This window comes from Bradyrhizobium sp. CIR18 (assembly GCF_014198295.1).
Taxonomy (GTDB): domain Bacteria; phylum Pseudomonadota; class Alphaproteobacteria; order Rhizobiales; family Xanthobacteraceae; genus Bradyrhizobium.
Window position 1 is genome coordinate 48,513 of record NZ_JACIHF010000021.1, and the last position, 20,560, is coordinate 69,072.

The window sequence follows — 20,560 nt, forward strand, 5'->3', positions numbered from 1 at the left end:
GGGCTGCGTTACGCCGTGGCCGGCTTCTCGCTATCGAGATGGGCCATCTGCTCGGCGGTGTAACGCGTGCCCGAGGCGACATCCGGCGGAAACGCCTTGGCCAGCGCCGCAAGATGCGCCGATGTCAGCGTGACCCGGGTCGCGCCAAGCGCTTCGACGAGACGGGTGCGGGTCTTGGCGCCGACCAGCGGCACGATCTCTTTTCCCTGCGCCGCGACCCAGGCGATTGCGACCTGCGCCGGCGTTGCGCCGATTTCGCCGGCGATGGCACGCAGGGACTCCACCAGCACGAGATTGGCGTCGAGATTTGCGCCCTGGAAGCGCGGCGTCATCAGCCGGTAGTCCTTGCCGGCCGTGCCCGAATCCTTCGACCAATGGCCGCTGATCAGGCCGCGCGCCAGCACGCCATAGGCGGTGATGCCAATGCCGAGCTCGCGGCAGGTCTTGAGAATGTCGCGCTCGATGCCGCGCTCGATCAGCGAATATTCGATCTGGAGATCGACGATCGGATGCACGGCATGCGCGCGGCGGATGGTGTCGGAGCCGACCTCGGACAGGCCGATATGCCTGATGTAGCCAGCCTTCACGAGATCGGCGAGGCCGCCGATGGTCTCTTCAATGGGGACGTTGGGGTCGAGCCGTGCCGGGCGGTAGATATCGATATAGTCGGTGCCGAGCCGCTGCAGCGAATAGGCGAGGAAATTCCGGATCGCGGCCGGGCGGCAATCCATGCCAGTGAATTCACCGGCAGGGCCGCGTAGCGCGCCGAACTTGACGCTGATCTGCACCCTGTCGCGCGCCACTTCCTTCAGCGCATCGCGGATCAGCATTTCATTGTGACCCATGGCGTAGAAATCGCCGGTGTCGAGCAGCGTGATACCGGCGTCGAGCGCCGCGTGGATCGTGGCGATGCTCTCGCCGCGATCGGCCGGGCCATAGGCGTCCGACATGGCCATGCAGCCGAGACCAAGGGCAGAGACGCGGGGGCCGGTTGAACCGAGTTTGTGCTGTTCCATGATGGCTCTCCTCGAAAGGCGGCAGGCTGATTGCGCCGCATGACGGGCTGGATATGCACCTGGTCCATTGCGCCGATAAGCTGGACAATACCGAATGGCTTGTTCATTCTAACGAACAATGACTGAGCCCGATCTGCGCGATCTCGACGTCTTCGTTGCGGTCGCCCGCACCCGCAATTTCCGGCGGGCGGCGATCGAGATTCGCGTGTCGGTGTCGAGCCTTAGCCAGCGCCTACGCGACCTCGAGGAGCGCCTTGGCGTCCGCCTGATGAACCGCACCACCCGCAGTGTCGCCTTGACCGAGGCGGGCGAGCTGCTGCTGTCGCGGGTGGCACCTGCGCTGCGCGACGTCGGCGATGCCCTGGCGGAGGTGCGGGGCCTGCGCGAGGTGGCTTCCGGCCGCCTGCGCATCAACGCGCCGCCCCCGGCGGTCGATCTCGTGCTGGCGCCGATGGTCGGCCCGTTCCTCGCAGCGCATCCGCAGGTCGATCTCGACGTCGTGTCCGAAAGCGGTTTCGTCGATATCGTGAGCGGGGGCTACGATGCCGGCGTGCGTTATGGTGAGCATCTCGCGCAGGACATGGTGGCGATCCCGCTGAGCGGTCCGCAGCACTATGTCGTCGTCGCCTCGCCCGATTATGTCGCGCGCCGCGGCGAGCCGAAGCATCCGAAGGATTTGCTCGAGCATGATTGCATCCGCGCCCGGTATTCGAGCGGCGTCATGCACGATTGGGAGTTCGAGAAGGCCGGCCAGATCGTGAGGGTCGATCCGCCGGCAAAGCTGATCTCCACGAACATGACCCTTGCCCTGCGAGCCGCGCTCGATGGTGTGGGCGTCTGGGCAACGATCGACGGTTATGTCGGCGATGCCGTGAAGTCCGGCGCGCTGGTCAGCCTGATGGAAGATTGGTGCGAGCCGTTTCCCGGCCCGTTCCTGTATTACCCGAGCCGGCGCCAGACGCCGCCCGCGCTGCGCGCCTTCATCGATTTCGTCGCCGACTGGCGCAAGCGCGAGACGCGCGGGAAATAAACCTCAGAGCATGCTCGGCAGCACGCGATCCGGCGGCTTGTGGGCGTCGAGGAAGGTGCGGATGTTGATGATCACCTTCTCGCCCATCTCGACGCGGCCTTCGATCGTGGCCGAGCCCATATGCGGCAGCAGCGCCACCTTGCCAGCCTTGGCGAGCCGCACCAGCTTGGGGTTGACCGCGGGCTCGTGCTCGTAGACGTCGAGCCCGGCGCCACCGATCTCGCCGCCTTCGATCAGCTTGATCAGCGTGTCCTCGTCGGTCACCTCGCCGCGCGCGGTGTTGACGATATAGGCGTCCTTGCGGATCAGCTTCAGCCGCCGCGCCGAGAGCAAATGATAGGTCGCCGGCGTGTGCGGACAGTTCACCGAGATGATGTCCATCCGCGCCAGCATTTGGTCGAGGCTTTCCCAATAGGTCGCGCCAAGCTCTTCGGCGATCTTCGGCGCGACGGGACGGCGGTTGTGATAGTGGATCTGCAGGCCGAAGGCGCGGGCGCGGCGCGCCACCGCCTGGCCGATGCGGCCCATGCCGATGATGCCGAGGCGCTTGCCGCCGATGCGATGACCGAGCATCCAGGTCGGCGACCAGCCCGGCCAAGGCTTTCCTTCGGTCAGGATCGAGGCGCCTTCGATCATCCGCCTGGGCACGGCGAGGATCAACGCCATGGTCATGTCGGCCGTGTCCTCGGTCAGGACCTTCGGCGTGTTGGTGACGGTGATGCCGCGGGCATGCGCGGCCTCGACGTCGATATTATCGACGCCGTTGCCGAAATTGGCGATCAGCCGCAGCTTGCAGTCGGGCTGGTTGATGATGTCGGCGCTGATATGGTCGGTGACGGTCGGAACCAGCACGTCGGCGGTGCGTGCGGCTTCCGCGATCTGGTCGGCGGACATCGGCGTGTCCTCGAGATTGATCCGCGCGTCGAACAATTCGCGCATCCGCGTCTCGATCGAATCCGGCAGCTTGCGCGTCACCACGACGAGGGGCTTTTTCTTCACCGACATGTCCTGCTCTCATGAGGCGTCGCAAGCCGCCTCTGTCGCCAAAGGCCGGTCGTTGAGGTCTCATTAACCCGGTTGTTCGACACTGCCCTTGCCGTGTCCGTCCCCGGCGTTTCCTTCAAGCTCTCCCGATATTTCCGGCCGGAAAATCGGGGCAAACTGGTTGTTCAAGTGCCCGTCCTCTCTAGCAGAAGGCCGGGCCAAGACAAGAACCACGGGTCAAGGCTTCAAGGAGCCCGGTTTGGGGAACACCCGCGTGGGGCGGGTCAGGGGATTGCGCGGCAGGTTTTGGAATTTGGGTGAGGACCGGGCTCGGGCCGGGTCTTCGACAGGAGACGGGTTGATGGCGTTGGGGCGTTTTTGTTCGGTAATGGCGCTCGTTTGCACCTGGTTGAGCGCTTCGGTCGGCCCCTCGCATTCGGCCAAGGACACCACGCCCCAGACCGCCAGCGGCCTGCCGGTGCCGCGCTATGTCAGCCTCAAATCGGATCACGTGAACGTCCGTGCCGGCCCGACCAAGGACAATGACGTGGCCTGGGTCTACACCCGTTCGGGCCTGCCGGTGGAAATTACCGCCGAGTTCGAGAATTGGCGCCGGGTGCGCGATTCCGAAGGCGCCGAGGGCTGGGTCTATCACTCGCTGCTGTCGGGCCGCCGCACCGCGGTCGTCACCATGAAGCACAAGGACGACCTCGCCCCGATCTACGATCGCGCCGATCTCGACAGCGCGGTTGCAGCAAGACTCCAGGCCGGCGTCGTCACGCAGGTAAAGAAGTGCGCTGCAAACTGGTGCCGCGTCACCGGCAACGGTTTTGACGGCTGGATCCAGCAGGAGCGCCTCTGGGGCGTGTATTCGGACGAGCAGGTGAACTGACGCTGCTGTCGTCCCGGCGAACGCCGGGGCCCATAACCACAGGGTTCAATTGTTTTGGGAGACGTCAACCGGCGTGCCTCATTGAGGAATCACGCGGTGGGTCCCGGCGTTCGCCGGGACGACAATAGAGTTGTGAGGTTCAGCGCTTCTTGCGCAGGCGCACGACCATGTCGATGCGCGCGATCTCGTAACCCTCCGGCACTTCCGGCATCTTGGACAGCGCCAGATGCGGATCCTCGATGTCGACCAGCTCATGGCTGTTCTCGAGGTAGTAGTGATGGTGGGTGGTGACGTTGGTGTCGAAATAGGTCTTGGTGCCGTCGACACTGACCTGGCGGAGCAGGCCGGCATCGGTGAGCTGGTTCAGCGTGTTGTAGACCGTCGCCAGCGACACCGGAACCTTGGCGAGCGTCGCTTCCTCGTAGAGCATTTCAGCCGTGAGGTGGCGAGCACCTTTGCCGAACAACAGCCAGCCCAGTGCCATGCGCTGACGCGTCGGACGGAGCCCGGCGGACTGGAGCATTTCGTTGACGTCGTGCCAGGGGCAGCCGGTGAGAGCCGGCTGGCGGCCGGACAGCAGGGCCGCGGAGTGGACGTCGTCGTCGTGATGGGGCGCAGTATTCTCGCTCATTTCCAGATTTCGGGCACGCGTGAACAATATCTCTCAGCAATATAAGAACAGAAAGATGCAGATGCAAGTTTCTCGCAACTAGAGAGGTTCTAATAAGGCTTGGAACCGGCCCGGTATCGCGTCATTTTACCTTCATGGATGCACTTTGCTACCCGAAATGGCCTGTGTTAGAGAGCGCGCGGTTCCGCTTAGCCGATTTTGGCGCAGCCGGGCATCGAGGCCCGGTCCGCAGTCCATCCGGGGCATGCGGACGCAGCGCCTGACAGTGGCAATTGGCGTTGCTCTCCGACCGAGACGGGGCCCATTTTCGCCAAAAAGCGCCGCTCAATCGGAATTCAAACAGAGGCTCTGCATGCTGAACAGGCGCAACGGTTACGAATACGAAGATCTGCTGGCCTGTGGCCGCGGCGAGATGTTCGGCCCGGGCAATGCCCAGCTGCCGTTGCCGCCGATGCTGATGTTCGACCGCATCACTGACATCAACGACAATGGCGGCGAGTTCGGCAAGGGGCTGGTGCGCGCCGAGCTCGACGTGAAGCCCGACCTCTGGTTCTTCGGCTGCCACTTCAAGAACGATCCGGTGATGCCCGGCTGCCTCGGCCTCGACGCGCTTTGGCAAATGGTCGGCTTTTACCTGGGTTGGACCGGGGGTGAAGGTCGTGGTCGCGCGCTTGGCCTGAACGAGCTGAAGTTCAGCGGCCAGGTGCTGCCCGAGGCCCGCAAGGTTGTGTACAACGTCGATATCAAACGCGTGATGCGTTCAAAGCTGGTGCTCGGTATCGCCGACGGGTGGCTTTCGGTCGATGACCAGATTATTTATCGCGCCAAGGACTTGAAGGTCGGCCTGTTCAAGCAGGGCACGAGCCTGGGCTGAGCGCATCACCAAGACAACAACGATTGAGGCGAGGCTGTCATGAGGCGGGTTGTGGTCACCGGGATGGGCATCGTCTCGTCGATCGGAAACAACACCCAGGAAGTGCTTGCGAGCCTTCACGAGGCGAAGTCGGGCATTTCGCGGGCTGAGAAATATGCCGAGCTCGGCTTCCGTTCGCAGGTAGCGGGCGCGCCGTCGCTCGATCCCGCGACGGTGGTCGACCGCCGCGCGATGCGTTTCCTCGGTCAGGGCGCGGCGTGGAATCACGTCGCGATGGAGCAGGCGATCCAGGACTCCGGTCTGTCGCCTGACGAAGTCTCCAACATCCGCACCGGCATCATCATGGGCTCCGGCGGCCCCTCCGCCCGCACCATCGTCGAATCCGCCGACATCACCCGCACCAAGGGACCGAAGCGCGTCGGACCTTTCGCAGTGCCGAAGGCGATGTCGTCCACGGCCTCCGCGACGCTTGCGACCTGGTTCAAGATCAAGGGCGTGAACTATTCGATCTCGTCGGCCTGCGCGACGTCGAACCATTGCGTCGGCAATGCCTATGAGACGATCCAGATCGGCAAGCAGGACGTCATCTTCGCCGGCGGCTGCGAGGAGCTGGACTGGTCGCTCTCCGTGCTGTTCGACGCCATGGGCGCGATGTCCTCGAAATACAACGACACGCCCGCCATCGCCTCGCGGCCCTACGACGTCAACCGCGACGGCTTCGTCATCGCCGGCGGTGCCGGCGTGCTGGTGCTGGAAGAGCTCGAACATGCCAAGGCGCGCGGCGCCCGCATCTACGGCGAGATCGTCGGCTACGGCGCGACCTCGGACGGCTACGACATGGTCGCGCCCTCGGGCGAAGGCGCCGAGCGCTGCATGCGCATGGCGATGTCGACGGTGAAGACCAAGGTCGACTACATCAATCCGCACGCGACCTCGACCCCGGCCGGCGATCCGCCGGAGATCGATGCGCTCCGCCGCGTGTTCGGAAGTGGCGAGAAGTGCCCGCCGATCTCGGCGACCAAGGCGCTGACCGGCCACTCGCTGGGCGCCACCGGCGTGCAGGAGGCGATCTACTCGCTGCTGATGATGAATAACGGCTTCATCTGCGAGAGCGCACATATCCAGGAGCTCGATCCCGTGTTCGCCGACATGCCGATCGTGCGCAAGCGCATCGACAACGCCAAGATCGGCACCGTGCTGTCGAACTCCTTCGGCTTCGGCGGCACCAACGCCACGCTGGTGTTCAGCCGGCTGGATGTGTGATCACCGACCCTGTCATGCCCCGCGAAAGCGGGGCATCCAGTACGCCGCGGCTTCTCGATCGATCATGACCGTCACTGGAATACTGGATCGCCCGCCCCAGTGCGCAGCGCGCACAAGGCGGGCGATGACCTCGGGATAATGGGAACGACAATGGAAGGTCTGATGAAAGGCAAGCGCGGTCTGATCATGGGCATCGCCAATGATCATTCGATCGCCTGGGGCATGGCGAAGACGCTGCATGCCCACGGCGCCGAGCTTGCCTTCACCTTTCAGGGCGAAGCCTTGGGCAAGCGCGTCAAGCCGCTGGCGGAGCAGCTCGGTGTCGACCTCGTGCTGCCGTGCGACGTCGAGGACATCGCCAGCGTCGATGCGACCTTCGATGCGCTCCGTGAAAAATGGGGCAAGCTCGATTTCGTCATCCACGCGATCGGCTTTGCCGACAAGAACGAGCTGAAGGGCCGCTACGCCGACACCAGCCGCGAGAACTTTTCACGCACCATGGTGATCTCCTGCTTCTCGTTCACGGAGGTCGCAAAGCGCGCCGCCGAGCTGATGACCGAGGGCGGCAGCATGATCACGCTGACCTTCGGCGCCTCCGAGCGCGCGATGCCGAACTACAATGTGATGGGCGTGGCCAAGGCGGCGCTGGAAGCCTCCGTGCGCTATCTCGCCTCCGATTTCGGACCGCGCGGCATCCGCGTCAACGCGATCTCCGCGGGCCCCATCCGCACACTCGCGGGCTCCGGCATCGGCGAGGCGCGCGCGATGTTCGCCTTCATGCAGAAGCATTCGCCGCTCCGCCGCGGCGTCACGCTCGACGAGCTCGGCGGCTCGGCGCTGTATCTGCTGTCGGATCTCTCCGGCGGCGTGACCGGCGAGATCCACTATGTCGATTCCGGCTACAACATCGTCCTGATGCCGCGGCCTGACGATTTGAAGGCGGAATAGACGACGCTGCCGTAGGGTGGGCAAAGGCGCGCAAGCGACGTGCCCACGATCTCTCAGCGGTCGTCATAGATAGAAGACGTGGGCACGCTACGCTTTGCCCACCCTACGAGAGTTCGGCTAACCCGCCGCGATCTTCTCCGCGCGCTGGAACGCGGGACGTGCCATGCAGCGCGCGATATAGGCATCGAAGGCGGGCCGCGACGGCACCATCTTGAACAGGCGCACCGCGTAATTCAGGCCCGAGCCGATCGTGATGTCGGCGGCCGAAAACTCCTCGCCGAGAATCCACGGCCCCTTGGCAAGCGCAGCCTCCAGCACGTCGAACACCTGCGTCGCGCTGCCCCAGGCTGCGGTCGAGGTCGGGATCTCGATCTTGGTGAAGATCTGGATGATGGCGGGCTCGATGCAGCCCGGCGAGAAGAACAGCCATTGCAGATAGCGCGCGCGGCGCGGATCGGTTACGGCAGGCGCCAGCTTGGTCTCGGGATAGCGGTCGGCAATGTAGGCGCAGATCGCGGCGGCCTCGCCGAGTGCGGCGTCGCCGTCGCTGAGCGCGGGCACCTTGCCCATCGGATTGATCTTCAGATAGTCCGGCGCCTTCTGCGCGCCGGTCGAGATGTCGGTCAGCTCGCGTTCATAGGCAAGGCCGCTCTCTTCCATCAGCCAGAGCGTCGTGAACGAGCGCGAGCGGGGCGACCAATAGAGCTTGATCATGGCGCGGAACCTTCCATCGGCGTGAGGCGGGCGAGGCTATTCATCGCGTGTCTGCTTCGAAATCGCAACGCACTACGGTTGGTCCGATGCAGCGTTCGGTCGTCAACATCTTGGTCGACGCGAATGAGTGCGTGTCAGTCTTGCTTCAGATAACCGGGAAGCCCCCGATCGAGCCTGTCGGTGATGAGCGCCCGCGTTCTCTCGCGCAGGATCGCGCTGCTCGAAGCGGTCGCGGGCGGGTTGGGGAACTGGTCATTGTCGAGCTTGTTAAGCGGGTCTTCGGTCAGTCGCATACTTGCGGCGAAGTTCGCGCCGAAATTTACAAAGGGGCGCTTGATCTCCTCGTAGCTCCGGCCGTCGATCAGGTTGATCGAGATGTTCGCGAACAAATGCGAATGCCGGATCAGATTTCCGAGCCCTTGGTTGAATGTGCCGATTCCGTTCAACATCATGCGGCTGCCCGGCAATTCTCCCTTGTACGTCGTCGCAACCAGATAGCGATCGCAGCTCACGTTCGGCGTGATGCCACGCACGATCGCTGGCAGGCGTTCGTTGGGATCCGGAATGAATCGCGATTTCGGATGATAGAACGGTTCGAAGGCACCCTTGGGGTAGGCGATCCTGCGAACACCGGGATCGCCGCCTGTTGCCGCTTTCACGCGCGCAAACACGAGATCGTCGAGACCCCAGTCGATAGGAACTTCGGCCTCCTCGTTCTCGAAGATGGTCAGCCCGAACTTCTGGACGGAGTAGCGCTCCCCGATCACGGAGATTACGCCGAGCTTGCAGGGGCCGACGTCCACCGCTTGCGGTTTGTTCGCTGCCGGCTGCTTGGCCTTCGGCGCAGCCTTTCTTGCAACAGGCTTGGCTGTTGCCGGGGGTGTGGCAGTTGGTGGAGCGGAGGGAGACTGGGCCCATCCGGTCGATGCACAAAGCGACGCGAACAGGGCGGCGACGGCGAGATTGCGTAACATCACTCGGGAGCGGAAGTTGCTGAGATGTAATCTGCAAACTAGAGCGTGCGGGGCGCCTCCGCAAGCAGAACCTATGACGTCTTCTGCCACCGGTAATATTTCATCATGAACCCGTTCGACGGCTCGATCTCCTCTTTCTCGAACACAAAGCCTTCGCGCTCGTACCAGCGCCAGGCTTTTTCGTTCTCGCGCACGCAGCGCAGATACATCTCATCCGGCATCTGCGTGCGGGTGAAGGCGAGCAGCTTTCGCCCGAGCGACTGCCCCTGATAGGCGGGTCCAACGAAAAGCATATCCAGATAGAGTTTTGGCACATGCAGCGCCAGCATGGCGGCGATCGTGCCGCGATCATCGGCGACGAACAGGCTCCAGCCGTTCTCGATCTCGCGTCGGATGCGGGCGCGGAGATTGGCGAGCAGAAAGTCGCTGGCCTCGCCGAACCCGGTCGAGACCCAGCTCTCCATCCAGACGCGGCCGACCTCGTCATATTCGTCGGCGCGGGCGAGGCGGATGATCGGTTGCGGCATTGGAGCCTCAGGCCCGCTGGTTGCGTACAGGTGGGCGTGCGCGCACCTTGCCGGCCGACAGGCACACCACTTCGGAGATTTGCAGCAGCTGCCGCGCCAGCGGGCTGGTCTTGCGCCAGACCATGCCGATGGTGCGGGATGGCTGCGGGTCGCGGAAGCGCGCGAGCGAGACCGAGGCCGATCGCGTTTCCACCGGCACCGCCATCTCCGGGATCAATGTGACCCCGATGCCGGCGCTGACCATCTGGACCAGCGTCGACAGCGAATTGGCATCCAGCATCTCGCGCGGCGGCGCCGACTGCATGTTGCAAAACGACAGCGCCTGATCGCGGAAGCAGTGCCCCTCTTCGAGCAGCAACAGCCGCATCTCGCGCATCATCTCGCGCGACGGTGCCGGGGTCCCCTCATCCGCGCTCGGCCGGACCAGCAGGAATTTCTCCTCGAACAGGGCGACCTCGGTGAGCGAAGGCTCGGACACCGGCAGCGCCACGATGGCGGTGTCGAGCCGCCCTTCCACCAACTCCTGGATCAATCGCGGCGTCATGGTCTCGCGCACACGGATGTCGAGCTCCGGATGCATGCGCGTGAGATTCTTGGTGATCGTGGGCAGCAGATAGGGCGCGATCGTCGGGATCATGCCGATGCGCAGGCGGCCGGCGAAGCGGTCCTGCGAGGCGCGGGCGAAATCGCCGAGCTCATCGACCGAGCGCAAAATGTCGCGGACGCGTTGCGCGAGCTCCTCGCCGAACCGCGTCAGCGCCACCTGCCGGGCGCTGCGCTCCAGCAGCAGGCCGCCGAGCGTCTCCTCCAACTCCTTGATCTGCATCGACAAGGCCGGTTGCGAGATGGAGCAGGACTCGGCCGCGCGGCCGAAATGCCCGTGGCGCGCCAAGGCGTCGAAATACCGGAGCTGGCGCAGCGTCAGGTTTATCATCAGAAAATCCTATCGCAGCGATCATTAAAGTCAACTTTACCTGATAGGACGCGACGCTTAGAGTGGTTCTACCTGGTCAAAGGCGCGAGTTCGACGCCACCAGAGGAGGTATTCATGGACGACACTTCGAAGTGCCCGTTTTCGGGTGGAAAACGCGTGCCAGCGAACCGCGATTGGTGGCCAACTCAGCTCAGCATCGAGATGCTGCACAAGAATTCCGGCCTATCCGATCCGATGGGCGACGAATTCGACTATGCCAAGGAATTCAAGACGCTCGACCTTAAGGCGGTGGTCAAGGACCTGACCGCGCTGATGACGGACTCGCAGGAGTGGTGGCCCGCCGATTTCGGTCACTATGGCGGTCTCATGATCCGCATGGCTTGGCACAGCGCAGGCACCTACCGCATCACCGACGGCCGTGGCGGCGCCGGTGCCGGCCAGCAGCGTTTCGCGCCGCTCAACAGCTGGCCCGACAACGCCAACCTCGACAAGGCGCGCCGGCTGCTGTGGCCGATCAAGCAGAAATACGGCCGCAAGCTCTCCTGGGCCGACCTGATGGTTCTCGCCGGCAACGTCGCGCTGGAATCGATGGGCTTCAAGACCTTCGGCTTTGCCGGCGGCCGCGCCGACGTCTGGGAGCCGGAAGAGCTCTATTGGGGTCCCGAGGGCACGTGGCTTGGTGATGAGCGCTACAGCGGCGAACGCCAGCTCGCCGAGCCGCTCGGCGCGGTGCAGATGGGCCTCATCTACGTCAATCCGGAAGGCCCGAACGGCAAGCCGGATCCGGTCGCTGCGGCCAAGGACATCCGCGAGACCTTCGCCCGCATGGCGATGAACGACGAAGAGACCGTCGCACTGATCGCCGGCGGCCATTCCTTCGGCAAGACACACGGCGCCGGCGATCCTTCGCTGGTCGGTCCGGAGCCGGAAGCGGGCGCGCTCGAGGATCAAGGCCTCGGCTGGAAGAGCAAGCACGCTTCGGGCCTCGCCGGTGATTCCATCACCAGCGGTCTCGAAGTCACCTGGACGGCGACGCCGACCAAGTGGAGCAACAACTTCTTCGAGAACCTCTTCAATTTCGAATGGGAGCTGACGAAGAGCCCGGGCGGTGCGAACCAGTGGACCGCCAAGGGCGCCGACGCGATCATTCCCGATGCCTTCGACAAGTCGAAGAAGCATCGGCCGACGATGCTGACCACCGACCTCTCGCTGCGCTTCGATCCGGCCTACGAGAAGATCTCGCGTCGCTTCCTGGAGAACCCGGATCAGTTCGCGGACGCCTTTGCCCGCGCCTGGTTCAAGCTCACCCATCGCGACATGGGGCCGATCCAGCGCTATCTCGGCCCGCTGGTGCCGAAGGAGACGCTGATCTGGCAGGATCCGATTCCGGCCGTGAATCACGAGCTGGTCAGCGAGCAGGACATCGCTGCGCTGAAGACCAAGATCCTGGCGTCGGGTCTGTCGGTCTCCGAGCTGGTCTCGACCGCGTGGGCGTCGGCCTCGACGTTCCGCGGCTCGGACAAGCGCGGCGGCGCCAACGGCGCACGCATCCGCCTTGCCCCGCAGAAGGATTGGGAGGTGAACCAGCCGGCTCAGCTCTCCAAGGTTCTCGGCAAGCTCGAAGCGATCCAGAAGGACTTCAACGCGTCTTCAGGCGCGAAGAAGGTCTCGCTCGCGGACCTCATCGTGCTCGGCGGTACCGCCGCGGTCGAGAAGGCCGCCAGGGATGCCGGCGTCGACGTGAAGGTCGGCTTCACGCCGGGCCGCATGGATGCTTCGCAGGAGCAGACCGATGCTGAGTCCTTCGCGCCGCTCGAGCCGCGGGCCGATGGCTTCCGCAACTATGTCGGCAAGAAGCATCAGTTCCTGCAGCAGGAAGAAGCCCTCGTCGATCGCGCCCAGCTGCTCAGGCTCACCGGTCCGGAAATGACGGTCCTGCTCGGTGGTCTGCGCGTGCTCGGCGCCAATGCGAACGGTTCGAAGCATGGCATTCTCACTTCGAAGGTGGGCACGCTCAGCAACGACTTCTTCGTCAATCTGCTCGACATGAGTGCGCAGTGGACGCCGGTGGCCGACGGCAGCTACGAGGCCCGCGACCGCAAGACCAACGCGGTGAAGTGGACTGGCACGCGCGCCGACCTGATCTTCGGTGCGCACTCCCAGCTCCGCGCCTTCGCCGAGGTCTATGCCACCTCGGACTCCAAGGAGAAGTTCGTAAAGGACTTCGCCAAGGCCTGGACCAAGGTGATGAACCTCGACCGCTACGACATCGTGGGCTGAGGTCGGCTGATCTCACCTCGGGCTCGGTGCAACCTCTCCCGCTTGCGGGGGAGGTCGCGCCGAAGGCGCGGGTGGGGGCTCTCTCGTCGTTGGGATTCTCCTTACGGAAGCACTGCCACCCAACCCTCCCCTGCAAGCGGCAGAGGGGGCGCATCTCGCCCGGAGCGGCACAAACAAAAGGGCGGCCTTTCGGCCGCCCTTTCGTTTTCTGCAGTGTAGCGAGGCTTACTCGCCGGCTGCTTCGCGCGGGGCCTTCTCGCCCTCGCCGCCCTTGTCCTTGCCCTCGAGGTCCTCGCCGGTGGTCTGATCGACCACCTTCATCGACAGGCGGGTCTTGCCGCGATCGTCGAAGCCGAGCAGCTTGACCTTGACCTTGTCGCCTTCCTTGACGACGTCGGAGGTCTTCTGCACGCGCGCCGACGCGAGCTGGCTGATGTGGACGAGACCATCCTTGGAGCCGAAGAAGTTCACGAAGGCGCCGAACTCCATCACCTTGACGACGGTGCCGTCATAGATCTGGCCGACTTCCGGATCGGAGGCGATCGACTTGATCCACTTGATCGCGGCCTTCATCGCCTCGCCATCGCTGGAGGCGACCTTCACGGTGCCGTCGTCCTCGATGTTGACCTTGGCGCCGGTCTTCTCGACGATCTCGCGGATCACCTTGCCGCCGGTGCCGATCACTTCGCGGATCTTGTCGGTGGCGATCTTGAAGGTCTCGATGCGCGGCGCGTATTCGCCGAGCTCGGCACGGGCGTTGGTGAGCGCCTTGGCCATCTCGCCGAGGATGTGGATACGTCCATCCTTGGCCTGGGCGAGCGCGACCTTCATGATCTCTTCGGTGATGCCCTCGATCTTGATGTCCATCTGGAGCGAGGTGATGCCTTGCTCGGTACCGGCGACCTTGAAGTCCATGTCGCCGAGATGGTCCTCGTCACCGAGGATGTCCGAGAGGACCGCGAAGCGCTTGTCTTCGAGGATCAGGCCCATCGCGATGCCCGCGGTCGGCCGCTTCAACGGCACGCCGGCATCCATCAGCGCGAGCGAAGCGCCGCAGACCGAAGCCATCGAGGACGAGCCGTTCGACTCGGTGATCTCCGACACCACGCGCGTGGTGTAGGGGAATTCGTGATGCGGCGGCAGCACCGGGTGGATCGCGCGCCAGGCCAGCTTGCCGTGGCCGATCTCGCGACGCTTGGTGCCGCCGAGGCGACCGGTCTCACCGACCGAGTAGGGAGGGAAGTTGTAGTGCAGCAGGAACGTCTCTTTGTACGTTCCCGACAGCGCGTCGATGTACTGCTCGTCCTCGCCGGTGCCCAGCGTGGTCACGACCATTGCCTGGGTCTCGCCGCGGGTGAACAGCGCCGAACCGTGAGCGCGGGGCAGCACGCCGACTTCGGCGACGATATTGCGCACGGTCTTGCTGTCGCGACCGTCGATGCGCTTGCCGGTGTCGAGGATGTTCCAGCGAACGATCTTGGCTTCGAGCTCCTTGAACACGCCGGCGATGCGCAGCTTGTCGTATTTCGGCTCCTGCCCTTCCGGGAAGTAGTGGGCGGTCACCTTTTCCTTGACCTTGCCGACCGCAGCGTAGCGATCCTGCTTGACCGGAATGGCGTAGGCGGCGCGCAGCTCCTGCTCGACCAGGCCGAGCATTTCCTTCTCGAGCGCCGAATTGTCGATGACGGTGACTTCGCGCGGCTCCTTGGCCGCCTTCTCGGCGAGCTCGATGATCGCGTTGATCACCGGCTGGAAGTGGCGGTGACCGAACATCACGGCGCCGAGCATGATGTCTTCGTTCAGTTCCTTGGCTTCCGATTCCACCATCAGCACGGCGTCGGCGGTGCCGGCGACGACGAGGTCGAGCTGGGTGTCGACCATCTCGTCGAGCGTCGGGTTGAGGATGAATTCGTCATTGGCGAAGCCGACGCGGGCGGCGCCGATCGGGCCCTTGAAGGGCGCGCCGGACAGCGTCAGCGCAGCGGACGAAGCCACCAGTGCGACGATGTCAGGGTCGTTTTCCATGTCGTGCGACAGCACGGTGGCGATCACCTGGGTCTCGTTGCGCCAGCCGTCGACGAACAGCGGACGGATCGGACGGTCGATCAGGCGGGAGACCAGCGTCTCCTTCTCGGTCGGACGTCCCTCGCGCTTGAAATAGCCGCCGGGAATGCGGCCCGCAGCGTAGGTCTTCTCCTGGTAGTCGACGGTCAGAGGCAGGAAGTCGACGCCTTCGCGCGGCGCCTTGGCCGCGACGACGGTGGCGAGCACCACGGTCTCGCCATAGGTGGCGACGACGGCGCCGTCGGCCTGACGGGCGATCTTGCCGGTTTCCAGCTTGAGAGTGCGTCCACCCCAGTCGATCTCGACCGAATGCTTATTGAACATAGATGTCTTCTTTCATGGGTTCTCGAAAGAAGGACGGCTCGAAAAACAAAAACCATGCGCAAGATTGCGGGGCGCTGATCGAAGCGGGTGATCAGCGTCCTGCGATCCTGCCATGGTTTTTGGATTTCGGATGGCGTCCATCCTTTCGGGTCATACGGGCGCCTTGCCCGTTGTGCCCAGCCGCCGGATTGCTGCTGGACTGTCAGTCGGCACGAATGCGAACACCGAATCGCGGTCTTCGCTGATCGTGCCCCGGATGCGAATCATCAACGATCCGTCTCCGACGTGCGCGCAACCTCGATCAAAAAGCTTAAAATAAGCGCTTTCGTTCGAAACCACGTGCGAAAACGCGCGCCGTTGGCGCGCGCAAGAACTCTTAACGGCGAATGTTGTGCTTCTCGAGCAGCGCCTTGTAACGCGCCTCGTCCCGCTTCTTGAGGTAGTCGAGCAGCGAGCGGCGGGTCGAGACCAGCTTCAAGAGGCCGCGACGCGAATGGTTGTCCTTCACGTGGGTCTTGAAATGGTTGGTGAGGTTGTTGATGCGTTCCGACAGGATCGCGACCTGAACCTCGGGCGAGCCGGTGTCGCCGGCCTTGTTGGCATTCGTCTTGATGACTTCCGCTTTGCGTTCTGCGGCAATCGACATCGTCAATTTCTCTCGTTGCGACCGGGGCTGGCAGTCAGGCCGGTCAGGTTGAACACACGCTTGGGGATGATTTCGCCATTGCCGACTTCAGCAAGCGCGAGAAGACGGCCTGCCACCGTGACATAGACTGTGCCGCTACAAGTGGGCGCATCCCGTCCGCGCAACAAAACGGCCTGACCCCGATGGAGCCTTGCCGCATCAGCCCGAGTGACGGCCAGTGCCGGGATGTCGTCCAGCGCGGTCTCAACGGGCATAAGCGCGTCGGCGAGGCTACCCTCGCCGGACGCGGCTCTATCGCACAAAGCCTCCAGCTGATCCAGCGGAATCATGTCGTTTTCGCCAAATGGGCCGACCAGGGTCCGCCTGAGCGCGCAGATATGGCCGAAAGTGCCGAGAATCCGGCCCATATCACGGGCCAGCGCCCGGACATAGGTGCCCTTGCCGCATTCGGCCTCGAACACGGCCCGGTCGTTATCCGGTTGATCCACAAGGGTTAATTGGTGAATCTCGACCGGGCGGGGAGCCAGCTCTACGACCTCGCCATCGCGGGCGAGGTCGTAGGCGCGCTCGCCCTGGACCTTGATCGCGGAATAACGCGGCGGGATCTGCTCGATCACCCCGGTGAAGCGGGGCAACAGGGCCAGGATGGCCTCGCGGGTCGGACGCTGGTCCGAGGTCGCGGTCACCCGGCCCTCGATGTCGTCGGTGTCACGCTCCTCGCCCCAGCACACCGTGAACTGGTAGCGCTTGCGGCCGTCCATGACGAAGGGAACGGTCTTGGTGGCTTCCCCGAGCGCAATCGGCAGCCCGCCCGAGGCGAGCGGATCGAGCGTGCCGGCGTGTCCGGCGCGCTTGGCGTTGAACAGGCGCTTCAGCACCGCGACCGCCTGCGTCGAGGTCATGCCGATCGGCTTGTCGAGCACGACCCAGCCATGGACGTCACGCCGGTCGCGGCGAACCTGGTTGCCCTTCTGCTTGGCATTGGCGCGCGGATCGTTGTTGACGCGGCGCGGCTCCTGATGCGGCCGGGAATTGCCGCCCAGGTCCGCAAAATTGTCGTCCGCAAAATTATTTTTCTGCACGTCGCGCTGATCGGCCTGTTCGCCGCTGATCGTGTCGTGAGCCGGGTCCATGGTCATCGTTCTTCTTCCCGATCCGTCTCCGGATCCTGTTCCAAATCCTGTTCGAGGTCCTTCTGAACCGCAGGTGTTCGCAAAAGCTTCTCGATCCGTTCCGCTTCGTCGAATCGTTCGTCGACGCGGAAACGAAGATCAGGTGCAAATTTCAGGTTAACGCGCCGCGCGACCTCGCCGCGCAGAAACTTCTTGTTGCGTTCGAGCGCAGCAATGACGACCGCGGTGTCGTGGCCACCGAGCGGCATCACATAGACTGTCGCGAGCTTCAGGTCGGGCGACATCCGCACCTCCGGCACGGTGATGATGTGACCTTCGAGATCCGCATCATGCACATTGCCTTGCGCCAGAATATCGGCCATCGCGTGGCGAACCTGCTCGCCGACGCGCAACTGACGTTGCGAGCCTCCGCCGGGTGCGGAATTTTTTTTCTGATGATGGCGTGGCATTCTCGAAAATCACCTCGTCATGCCCGCGTTTGGGACACGAGCATTGTCATTTGTCCTGTTGAAACGAATGCGGTGCGATGGCCGGAATAAATCCGGCCATCGCACTCCCGCAATTTCAGCTCAAAAAGATCCAGTCGCTTCGGTAAGATTTGGACTTACAGGGAGCGCTGGATCGTCTCCACGCGATAACACTCGATGACATCGCCTGCGCGCATGTCGTGGTAGTTCTCGAAGGCCATGCCGCATTCCTGACCGGACTGGACTTCCTTCACTTCGTCCTTGAAGCGCTTCAGCGTCGACAGCTTGCCTTCGTGCACGACGACGTTGTCGCGGATCAGGCGCACATTGGCGCCGCGTTCCACGGTGCCGTCGGTGACGCGGCAGCCGGCGACCTTGCCGACCTTGGAGATGTTGAAGATCTCCAGGATGGAGGCATTGCCGAGCATGGTTTCGCGCAAGGTCGGCGCGAGCAGGCCGCTCATCGCCTTCTTCACGTCGTCCACAAGGTCGTAGATGATGTTGTAGTAGCGGATCTCGATGCCGTTGCGCTTGGCCGCCGCAGCGGCCTCCTTGTTGGCACGAACCGAGAAGCCGATGATCGCGGCGTTGAAGCCTTCGGCCAGCGTCACGTCGGATTCCGAGATGCCGCCGACGCCGGCATGCAGGATGCGGGCTGCGACTTCGTCGGTGCCGAGCTTCTCCAGCGAGCCGAGGATCGCTTCCAGCGAGCCCTGCACGTCGGCCTTGATGATCAGCGGGAATTCCTTGCGGCCCGCGGTCTTCAATTGCGACATCATCTGCTCGAGCGAGCCGCGCATGCCGGAGATCGAGGCAGCCGCGTTCTCGCGCTTCTGGTGCGCACGGTAGCTGGTGACCTGGCGGGCGCGGGCTTCGTTCTCGACCACGGCGAGACGATCGCCGGCTTCCGGCGGACCGTTGAAGCCGAGCACTTCGACCGGCACCGAGGGACCTGCTTCCTGCACGGTCTCGCCCTGATCCGAGATCAGCGCGCGGACGCGGCCCATCTCGGCGCCTGCGACGATGATGTCGCCGACCCGGAGCGTGCCGCGCTGGACCAGCACGGTCGCGACCGGACCGCGGCCGCGATCGAGCTTGGCCTCGATCACGGTGCCCTCGGCCGGCCGTTCCGAATTGGTCTTGAGGTCGAGGATATCGGCCTGGAGCGCGATCATCTCGAGCAGCTTGTCGAGATTGGTCTTGTTCTTGGCGGACACTTCGACGTCGACGACTTCGCCGCCGAAGGATTCCACCTGCACCTCGTGCTGGAGCAGCTCGGTGCGCACGCGCTCGGGCTTGGCATCGGGCTTGTCGATCTTGTTGATGGCAACGATGATCGGCACCCGCGCCGCCTTGGCGTGGTTGATGGCTTCGATCGTCTGCGGCATGACGCCGTCATCGGCCGCAACCACCAGCACGACGATGTCGGTCACCTTGGCGCCGCGGGCGCGCATCGCGGTGAACGCGGCGTGGCCGGGCGTGTCGATGAAGGTGATCTTCTTGCCGCTTTCGGGCGACAGCACCTGATAGGCGCCGATATGCTGGGTGATGCCGCCGGCTTCGCCGGAGACGACGTTGGCATGACGGAGCGCGTCGAGCAGCGAAGTCTTGCCGTGGTCGACGTGACCCATGACGGTCACCACGGGCGAACGGGTCTCGGTGTCGGTCGAATCGTCGGTGGCGTCGAACAGACCCTCTTCAACGTCGGACGCAGCAACGCGCTTGACGGTGTGGCCGAGCTCTTCGGCAATGAGCTGCGCGGTGTCGGCGTCGATCACGTCGGTGATCTTGTGCATCGCGCCCTGCTTCATCAGCATGCGGATGACGTCGACCGCGCGCTCGGCCATGCGGTTGGCGAGTTCCTGGATCGTGATCGCTTCCGGAATGACCACCTCGCGGATGAGCTTCTCCTTCGGCTCGTTCGAGGCGTGGCCCTTCAGGCGCTGGGTGCGCCGGCGGAACGAGGCGATCGAACGCTCGCGGACTTCGTCGGCATTGAGCGCGGTGACGACGGTCAGGCGGCCGCGCTCCTTCTGCGGGCCGGGCTTGTGGGTGGGCTTGGGGGCTACCACGGGACGCGCGGCGCCGCCGGGACCGCGGCGGATCTGGCGCGGACCATCGTCCTCGTCCGGGCCGGCAGCAACCGCCGGAGCGCGGCCCAACGGGCCTCCTGCCGGTCTCGCTGTGGTCGTTCCGGGGCGCGCGGTCGATGTTCCCGGGCGTGCCGTGGTGGTGCCGGGGCGCGCGGCGGGGGCGCCGGGGCGCGGCGCCGGAGTGGCCGGGGCGGCGGCTGCGGGGCGCGGCGCAGATGCCGGCTGCTCGCCTTCGCCAAAACGCTTCTTGGCCTCGGTCTCTGCCTTGCGCTTGGCTTCGTCCTCGTGACGGTGACGCTCTTCCTCGGCCTTGCGGCGGGATTCGGCAGCTTCGCGCTCGACGCGTTCAGCGGCTTCGCGAACAGCGCGGCGCTGGGCCTCTTCCTCGGCCTGGCGGCGCTCTTCGACTTCGCGCACCTTGGCATCGGCCAGCGCGCTGGCGCGGGCGGAACGTTCGTCCTCGGTCAGCGTACGCAGCACCACGCCGGATCCGGCGTTGCGCGGCGGCGCGGGGCGCGACGGAGCGGGCGTCGGAGTTGGCGCGGCCGGCGCCGGCTTCGCGACGACCGTGGGGGCCTGCGGTTCGGCACTGCCGTCGATGCGGCGCTTGCCGCGCTTCTCGACCACGACCTGCTTGCTGCGGCCATGGCTGAAGCTCTGGCGGACAGTGCCCGTTTCGACGCGCGGCTTGAGCGATAGCGTCTTGCTCGGAACGCTCAGCTTCTTGTCGTCAGGGGTCTTGGTATCAACCATTCAGCAGTCCTAA

General features: G+C 64.3%; 18 protein-coding genes. 6 read left to right on the forward strand and 12 right to left on the reverse strand.

Going from position 1 to position 20,560, the window contains the following annotated elements:
- Window positions 1–8: 8 nt before the first annotated feature.
- Complete coding sequence (locus GGD65_RS36505; protein ID WP_183238339.1) at window positions 9–1,016, reverse strand: aldo/keto reductase; 1,008 nt, start codon at window positions 1,014–1,016, stop codon at window positions 9–11.
- Window positions 1,017–1,134: 118 nt separating this feature from the next.
- Here GGD65_RS36505 and GGD65_RS36510 point away from each other — a divergent pair, with 118 nt between their 5' ends.
- A complete protein-coding gene (locus GGD65_RS36510) occupies window positions 1,135–2,046 on the forward strand; it encodes a LysR family transcriptional regulator (protein ID WP_183238340.1) in 912 nt (303 codons plus the stop codon).
- Window positions 2,047–2,049: 3 nt separating this feature from the next.
- Here GGD65_RS36510 and GGD65_RS36515 read toward each other — a convergent pair whose 3' ends face one another.
- Entirely contained in the window at window positions 2,050–3,051 is a 1,002-nt protein-coding gene (locus GGD65_RS36515; protein ID WP_091962243.1) for a D-glycerate dehydrogenase, read from the reverse strand.
- A gap of 340 nt (window positions 3,052–3,391) precedes the next feature.
- Here GGD65_RS36515 and GGD65_RS36520 point away from each other — a divergent pair, with 340 nt between their 5' ends.
- A complete protein-coding gene (locus GGD65_RS36520; protein ID WP_018323403.1) occupies window positions 3,392–3,922 on the forward strand; it encodes an SH3 domain-containing protein in 531 nt (176 codons plus the stop codon).
- Window positions 3,923–4,061: 139 nt separating this feature from the next.
- Here GGD65_RS36520 and irrA read toward each other — a convergent pair whose 3' ends face one another.
- Window positions 4,062–4,553, reverse strand: a complete 492-nt coding sequence (irrA, locus tag GGD65_RS36525; protein WP_014490952.1) for an iron response transcriptional regulator IrrA — start codon at window positions 4,551–4,553, stop codon at window positions 4,062–4,064.
- Window positions 4,554–4,905: 352 nt separating this feature from the next.
- Here irrA and fabA point away from each other — a divergent pair, with 352 nt between their 5' ends.
- The 3 genes from fabA to fabI all read left to right on the forward strand — a co-directional run bounded on the left by fabA (window position 4,906) and on the right by fabI (window position 7,638).
- Window positions 4,906–5,427, forward strand: a complete 522-nt coding sequence (fabA, locus tag GGD65_RS36530; RefSeq protein WP_018323402.1) for a bifunctional 3-hydroxydecanoyl-ACP dehydratase/trans-2-decenoyl-ACP isomerase — start codon at window positions 4,906–4,908, stop codon at window positions 5,425–5,427.
- A gap of 39 nt (window positions 5,428–5,466) precedes the next feature.
- Window positions 5,467–6,690 (forward strand): beta-ketoacyl-ACP synthase I, encoded by a 1,224-nt coding sequence (gene fabB / locus GGD65_RS36535; protein WP_183238341.1) that lies wholly within the window; start codon window positions 5,467–5,469, stop codon window positions 6,688–6,690.
- Between the two features lie 150 nt (window positions 6,691–6,840).
- A complete protein-coding gene (gene fabI, locus GGD65_RS36540; protein ID WP_018323400.1) occupies window positions 6,841–7,638 on the forward strand; it encodes an enoyl-ACP reductase FabI in 798 nt (265 codons plus the stop codon).
- 117 nt (window positions 7,639–7,755) lie between these two features.
- Here fabI and GGD65_RS36545 read toward each other — a convergent pair whose 3' ends face one another.
- From GGD65_RS36545 to GGD65_RS36560, 4 genes are all read right to left on the reverse strand, one after another.
- On the reverse strand, window positions 7,756–8,352 hold the full coding sequence (locus tag GGD65_RS36545) for a glutathione S-transferase family protein (protein ID WP_183238342.1): 597 nt from the start codon (window positions 8,350–8,352) through the stop codon (window positions 7,756–7,758).
- Between the two features lie 134 nt (window positions 8,353–8,486).
- Complete coding sequence (locus tag GGD65_RS36550) at window positions 8,487–9,326, reverse strand: hypothetical protein (RefSeq protein WP_246783531.1); 840 nt, start codon at window positions 9,324–9,326, stop codon at window positions 8,487–8,489.
- 71 nt (window positions 9,327–9,397) lie between these two features.
- Window positions 9,398–9,853 (reverse strand): GNAT family N-acetyltransferase, encoded by a 456-nt coding sequence (locus GGD65_RS36555; protein WP_183238343.1) that lies wholly within the window; start codon window positions 9,851–9,853, stop codon window positions 9,398–9,400.
- 7 nt (window positions 9,854–9,860) lie between these two features.
- A complete protein-coding gene (locus GGD65_RS36560; RefSeq protein ID WP_018323398.1) occupies window positions 9,861–10,787 on the reverse strand; it encodes a hydrogen peroxide-inducible genes activator in 927 nt (308 codons plus the stop codon).
- 114 nt (window positions 10,788–10,901) lie between these two features.
- Between GGD65_RS36560 and katG the strand changes: the two genes are divergently transcribed.
- Window positions 10,902–13,067 carry a catalase/peroxidase HPI gene (gene katG / locus GGD65_RS36565; RefSeq protein ID WP_183238344.1) on the forward strand — a complete coding sequence of 722 codons (2,166 nt, stop codon included), beginning with the start codon at window positions 10,902–10,904 and terminating at the stop codon, window positions 13,065–13,067.
- Between the two features lie 225 nt (window positions 13,068–13,292).
- Here katG and pnp read toward each other — a convergent pair whose 3' ends face one another.
- The 5 genes from pnp to infB form a co-directional block, all read right to left on the reverse strand.
- Window positions 13,293–15,455, reverse strand: coding sequence for a polyribonucleotide nucleotidyltransferase (pnp, locus tag GGD65_RS36570; RefSeq protein ID WP_183238345.1), 2,163 nt, complete (start codon window positions 15,453–15,455; stop codon window positions 13,293–13,295).
- Window positions 15,456–15,831: 376 nt separating this feature from the next.
- Window positions 15,832–16,101, reverse strand: coding sequence for a 30S ribosomal protein S15 (gene rpsO / locus GGD65_RS36575; protein ID WP_008131787.1), 270 nt, complete (start codon window positions 16,099–16,101; stop codon window positions 15,832–15,834).
- 2 nt (window positions 16,102–16,103) lie between these two features.
- Window positions 16,104–17,240 carry a tRNA pseudouridine(55) synthase TruB gene (gene truB, locus GGD65_RS36580; RefSeq protein WP_179732627.1) on the reverse strand — a complete coding sequence of 379 codons (1,137 nt, stop codon included), beginning with the start codon at window positions 17,238–17,240 and terminating at the stop codon, window positions 16,104–16,106.
- Window positions 17,237–17,683 (reverse strand): 30S ribosome-binding factor RbfA, encoded by a 447-nt coding sequence (rbfA, locus tag GGD65_RS36585; RefSeq protein ID WP_018319415.1) that lies wholly within the window; start codon window positions 17,681–17,683, stop codon window positions 17,237–17,239. Before rbfA ends, truB begins: the two co-directional genes overlap by 4 nt.
- Before the next feature lie 155 nt (window positions 17,684–17,838).
- Window positions 17,839–20,547 carry a translation initiation factor IF-2 gene (gene infB, locus GGD65_RS36590; RefSeq protein ID WP_018319416.1) on the reverse strand — a complete coding sequence of 903 codons (2,709 nt, stop codon included), beginning with the start codon at window positions 20,545–20,547 and terminating at the stop codon, window positions 17,839–17,841.
- Window positions 20,548–20,560 lie beyond the last annotated feature (13 nt).

What these genes read in the sequence shown, in the direction of transcription:
- GGD65_RS36505 (WP_183238339.1), bottom strand. Translation starts at nt 1,016, where the DNA reads ATGGAACAGCACAAACTCGGTTCAACCGGCCCCCGCGTCTCTGCCCTT.
- GGD65_RS36510 (WP_183238340.1), top strand. Translation starts at nt 1,135, where the DNA reads ATGACTGAGCCCGATCTGCGCGATCTCGACGTCTTCGTTGCGGTCGCC.
- GGD65_RS36515 (WP_091962243.1), bottom strand. Translation starts at nt 3,051, where the DNA reads ATGTCGGTGAAGAAAAAGCCCCTCGTCGTGGTGACGCGCAAGCTGCCG.
- GGD65_RS36520 (WP_018323403.1), top strand. Translation starts at nt 3,392, where the DNA reads ATGGCGTTGGGGCGTTTTTGTTCGGTAATGGCGCTCGTTTGCACCTGG.
- irrA (WP_014490952.1), bottom strand. Translation starts at nt 4,553, where the DNA reads ATGAGCGAGAATACTGCGCCCCATCACGACGACGACGTCCACTCCGCG.
- fabA (WP_018323402.1), top strand. Translation starts at nt 4,906, where the DNA reads ATGCTGAACAGGCGCAACGGTTACGAATACGAAGATCTGCTGGCCTGT.
- fabB (WP_183238341.1), top strand. Translation starts at nt 5,467, where the DNA reads ATGAGGCGGGTTGTGGTCACCGGGATGGGCATCGTCTCGTCGATCGGA.
- fabI (WP_018323400.1), top strand. Translation starts at nt 6,841, where the DNA reads ATGGAAGGTCTGATGAAAGGCAAGCGCGGTCTGATCATGGGCATCGCC.
- GGD65_RS36545 (WP_183238342.1), bottom strand. Translation starts at nt 8,352, where the DNA reads ATGATCAAGCTCTATTGGTCGCCCCGCTCGCGCTCGTTCACGACGCTC.
- GGD65_RS36550 (WP_246783531.1), bottom strand. Translation starts at nt 9,326, where the DNA reads ATGTTACGCAATCTCGCCGTCGCCGCCCTGTTCGCGTCGCTTTGTGCA.
- GGD65_RS36555 (WP_183238343.1), bottom strand. Translation starts at nt 9,853, where the DNA reads ATGCCGCAACCGATCATCCGCCTCGCCCGCGCCGACGAATATGACGAG.
- GGD65_RS36560 (WP_018323398.1), bottom strand. Translation starts at nt 10,787, where the DNA reads ATGATAAACCTGACGCTGCGCCAGCTCCGGTATTTCGACGCCTTGGCG.
- katG (WP_183238344.1), top strand. Translation starts at nt 10,902, where the DNA reads ATGGACGACACTTCGAAGTGCCCGTTTTCGGGTGGAAAACGCGTGCCA.
- pnp (WP_183238345.1), bottom strand. Translation starts at nt 15,455, where the DNA reads ATGTTCAATAAGCATTCGGTCGAGATCGACTGGGGTGGACGCACTCTC.
- rpsO (WP_008131787.1), bottom strand. Translation starts at nt 16,101, where the DNA reads ATGTCGATTGCCGCAGAACGCAAAGCGGAAGTCATCAAGACGAATGCC.
- truB (WP_179732627.1), bottom strand. Translation starts at nt 17,240, where the DNA reads ATGACCATGGACCCGGCTCACGACACGATCAGCGGCGAACAGGCCGAT.
- rbfA (WP_018319415.1), bottom strand. Translation starts at nt 17,683, where the DNA reads ATGCCACGCCATCATCAGAAAAAAAATTCCGCACCCGGCGGAGGCTCG.
- infB (WP_018319416.1), bottom strand. Translation starts at nt 20,547, where the DNA reads ATGGTTGATACCAAGACCCCTGACGACAAGAAGCTGAGCGTTCCGAGC.